We start from the raw sequence: 4,159 nt of genomic DNA, 5'->3' as shown, positions 1-4,159 counted from the left end.
GATGTGTATAAGAGCCAGGGTGGGGCTGGGGCTGGGCTTCTGCGGCTTCGTGTGGGTGACGCTGGGCAGTGAGCGCGGCCACGAGTACCTGGCGGCCTGGCTCATCGAGAAGAGCCTGAGCCTGGACAACGTCTTCGTCTTCCTCGTCATCTTCCGCAGCCTGAACGTGCCCCAGCGCTACCAGCACGAGGTGCTCTTCCTGGGCATCTTCGGCGCGCTGGTGTTCCGGGCCCTGTTCATCTTCGTGGGGGCGGCGGCACTGCAGCGCTGGGGCTGGGTGTCGTACGTCTTCGGCGCCATCCTGCTCATCACCGCGTGGCGCGTCTTCCGCGAGGACCCGTCGAAGCAGGAGGACAACCGCGTCGTGGGATGGCTGTCCAGGAAGCTGCCGGTGACGGACCAGGTGGAGGGGCCGCGCTTCCTGGTGAAGCACCAGGGCCGCAGGCTGGCCACGCCGCTGCTGCTGGCGCTCGTGGGCCTGGAGGTGACGGACATCCTGTTCGCGGTGGACTCGGTGCCGGCGGCGTTCTCCGTCACCACCGACACGTTCATCCTCTACAGCTCCAACGCCTTCGCCATCCTGGGGCTGCGCGCGCTCTACCTCGTCATCGCCGGGGCCGTGGGGCAGCTGAAGTACCTGCACTACGGGCTGGCGGGGGTGCTGGCCTTCGCGGGCGTGAAGATGGTGGTGGAGACGTGGGTGCACATCCCGCCGCTCCTGTCGGTGGCCATCATCGTGACGGTGATTGGCGGGGCGGTGGGCGCGAGCCTGGCGCACCGCCGGTCCGTGCGCCAGGTGGAGGCCTGACGCTCAGGGCGTGGGCAGGCCCGCGGTGCCGCCGACCATCAGGGGCTTCGACAGGAGCTGGTCGAACGTGGGGTTCGCCGCCTTCGTGATGCGCGCCGCGTGCTTCTTCAGGAGGGAGGCGTTGGCGTCCTTCACGTCCTTGCCCGAGGCGGCCTCCAGCTGGGTGATGTACTTGCGCAGCCCGGCGCGGCGCTGCTCCAGTTGCAGCCGCTCCGCCTCGCTGAGCTTCGGGTCCTCCAGCTGCGGCGCAATCGCGGCGAACTGCTCCTCCAGGAGCGCGATGTTCGCGGGGTCGGACGGCTGGGACACCGTCGCCACGCCCGCGCCCGGCGCGGCCACGGGCTCCGGATACACCAGGGCGGAGAGGCGGCCGAACTCCTGGGGCGACATGCCCCGCGCCTCCAGGTTCAGCAGGAAGGAGGCCTGGGCCTTGCCCAGCATGCGCATGGAGGCGCCCGCGGCCCGGAGCTTCGCGCTGCGGGTTCCGCCGGTGAGATCCTTGCCGTGCTTCTCGACGTACTCCAGGGACTCCTTCTGGAGCACGTCGTAGGCGGGCAGGGTCGCCTCGCGCACCGCGAGGTAGGCCTCCAGCCGCGCCTCGTCCAGCTTCAGCACCTTGCCCGCGTCAGGCGGCTGGAAGGGGAAGCGAGCGTTGAGCTCCGCGGTCTTCAGGGCGCGCTCCTGGGACTTCATCAGCGTGGCCACGCCGGCGCCGTCCATCTGGCGGTCCGCCCAGTACCCGGTCGCGACCAGGCCTCCACCCACGAGGAGCAACCCGCCGACACCCAACCCCAGCCCGAGGATCCACTTCTTGTTCATGGTGCCGCTCCGCTCTCCTTCCGGAAGGCGGGGCCCGCCCGCCGCCGGAGCCCCTTTGCTACCCGGGCCGTCCCTGGAGGGCAAGCGCGCCCGGGAAGAGCGGCCCTTTCAGTCCCGGCCGGGCGGCCGGCGGGGCAGGTGCACGAGGAAGGTGGTGCCGTCCTGGGCGGAGGAGCGCACGCGCAGCCGGCCGCCGTGCGCATCCACGATGTGCTTCACGATGAACAGCCCCAGCCCCAGCCCGTGGGCGTTGTTGCGGTGGCCCTCCCGGAGCTCCGCGCGCTTGAGGGGTTCGAACAGGTGGGGCATCAGGTGCGGGGGAATGGGGCGCCCCTGGTTCTTCACCGCGAGCGTCACCGTCCCCGGCTGGCCGCGCAGCCGCACGCGCACCGGACAGTGGGCGTCTCCATAAGCGAGCGCGTTGTTCACCAGGTTGGTGATGACCTGCGCCAGCCGGTCCGGGTCGCACCACAGCCGGGTCCCTCCCCGCCCGTCCACCTCCAGGCGCCGGTCCGGGTGGGCCTGCTGGACCTCGTCCACCACCTGGCGCACCAGGTCCAGGAGGTCCACCTCGCGCGGGTCCATGGGGATGCCGCCGCCCAGCCGGGCCTGGGTGAAGTCCAGCACGTCGCGCAGCATGCGGTGCGCGCGCTCGGCGCTGGAGAGGATGCGGGCCACGGCCCTCTGGTCTCGCGGGTCGGAGTCCTCGCGCCTGGCCAGCGTCGTGGCGGCCATGGTGATGGCGGAGATGGGGTTGCGCAGGTCGTGCCCGACGATGCCGATGAGCAGCTGTTCGAACTCCGCGCGGCGCTTCGCCTCGGCTTCCGCCTCATGCCTGCCGGTGACGTCCTGCATGGCGCCCACCATGCGCACCGGGCGGCCCTGGAGGTCCTTCACCACGCGGCCCCGGTCCTCGATGAAGGCCCACGTCCCGTCGCCCCGGCGCATCCGGTACTCGGCCACCCAGTGACCCTCGTGGCTGTCGAGCGCCGCCCGCAGCTCCCGCATCACCCGCTCGCGCTCGTCGGGGTGCAGGCTGGCCGTCCACCACGCCGTGTCCATGACGGGCGGCCCCCGGGACGTGTCCAGCCGGAGGACGCGGGGCGCCGATTCGCTCCAGTGGATTTCATCCGTCACCAGGTCCCAGTCCCAGATGATGTCGCGGGTGGCCAGGGTGGCCAGCCGGTAGCGTGTCTCCGACGCACGCAGCTCCTGTTCCGCCCGGCGCCGCTCGGTGATGTCCAGCGACACGCCCGACACGCTCACCACGCGCCCGCCCGGGTCGAACACCGGCAGGAGGCGGACCTCGAACCAGACGCCCATCAGGTACAGCTCCGTGGACAGCCGCTCCCCGGCCAGCGCACGCAGGATGACCTCCAGCACGTCCCGCCGGTCCCGGAACACGTCGAAGACGGAGCGCCCGTGCATCACCCGGGAGGGCACGGACGTGGACGTCACGCCCTCGCCCTCGAAGAGGGTGAACACGCCCTGCGCGTCGAAGGCCCACAGCACGACGGGCAGCTGCGTGAGCACGCGGTGGACCTGCTCGCGGGCCTCGTCGCGCTCCTGGCGCAGCGTGCGCGTGGTGGTGATGTCCGTGGACACGCCGCACAGGGCCCACGGCTCGCCCTGCACGACGCTGGGCAGGGGGAACTTCATCGTGTGGTAGAGGTGCGTCCCGTCGGGCTGGAGCACCTCCTCGTCGAAGACGAGCGGCGTCTTCGCCGCCAGCACCCGGCGGTCGTTGTAGCGGAAGCGCTCCGCCGTCTCCCGGGGGAACAGGTCCAGGTCCGAGCGCCCCAGCACCTCCTCGCGCTCGTGGCCGGAGATGGACTCGAAGGGGCGGTTGATGAAGAGGTACCGCCCGCTGGCGTCCTTCGCGTAGATGGCGGCCGGGGCGTGGTCGAGGATCTCCTGCAGCCGCCGTTCGCGGGAGCGCAGCGCCTGTTCGTGTTCGTGGACGTAGTGGGCCACGGCTTCCGTCAGGCTCCGGTCCAACGCGCGCCACAGCGTGCGCAGCTCTTCCGTGTCGAGCGGCCGGTGGGACGCATCCAGCACCTCGAGGATGGCCTCGCGCAAGAGGCCGTACTCCTCCACCAGCGTCTCCACGCGAGCGCCGGTCTGGAAGCGCCGCAGCCCGAGCTCCCGGGCATGGGCCCAGACCGCCCCCGTGGACCAGGTCTCCACGGCGCCCTGGCGGAGGACGAGCACCAGCGCGTCCACCAGCTTGAGCATCCCCTCCAGCCGCTCCTGGATCTCCGGGGACCTGCCGGGGGGATGAGCCCCCAGCCGTGCGCCCCAGCGCCGGAGGATGTCCTCGCGCCGCGCCTCCACCAGGTCCGCGAGCGAGTCCGTCGTGGAGGCGACGGGGTTCATGCCGGCGCCCCGGAGGCACCGGTCGGACAAGGCAGGCCGCCTGCTGTGGGAAGAGTGAATGTCACCGTACCCCTGCTCCCGGGACGTGGCTGGAGTGGAGGGAAGATGGACATCCCGCGTCACGAAATGGATGGGGCCCGCGGGACGGGGTGGGGT

General features: G+C 71.4%; 3 protein-coding genes. 1 reads left to right on the top strand and 2 read right to left on the bottom strand.

Going from position 1 to position 4,159, the window contains the following annotated elements; genetic code table 11:
* A partial coding sequence (locus D7V77_RS40620) for a TerC/Alx family metal homeostasis membrane protein (protein ID WP_120581539.1) occupies positions 1-808 on the top strand: 808 nt, incomplete at its 5' end.
* Between the two features lie 3 nt (positions 809-811).
* Here D7V77_RS40620 and D7V77_RS40615 read toward each other — a convergent pair.
* Together D7V77_RS40615 and D7V77_RS40610 are read right to left on the bottom strand one after the other, a co-directional pair.
* Entirely contained in the window at positions 812-1,627 is an 816-nt protein-coding gene (locus D7V77_RS40615) for a hypothetical protein (protein ID WP_120581538.1), read from the bottom strand.
* Positions 1,628-1,735: 108 nt separating this feature from the next.
* Positions 1,736-4,003: a PAS domain-containing sensor histidine kinase gene (locus tag D7V77_RS40610; protein WP_120581537.1), complete on the bottom strand. Its 2,268-nt coding sequence runs from the start codon at positions 4,001-4,003 to the stop codon at positions 1,736-1,738.
* Positions 4,004-4,159: the final 156 nt, after the last annotated feature.

The organism is Corallococcus sp. CA041A (assembly GCF_003612075.1).
GTDB lineage: Bacteria > Myxococcota > Myxococcia > Myxococcales > Myxococcaceae > Corallococcus > Corallococcus exiguus.
This window is presented reverse-complemented; position numbering and strand designations above follow the sequence as displayed.

Coding starts and splice junctions, on each gene's coding strand:
- D7V77_RS40615 (WP_120581538.1), bottom strand. CDS start 1,627: ATGAACAAGAAGTGGATCCTCGGGCTGGGGTTGGGTGTCGGCGGGTTG.
- D7V77_RS40610 (WP_120581537.1), bottom strand. CDS start 4,003: ATGAACCCCGTCGCCTCCACGACGGACTCGCTCGCGGACCTGGTGGAG.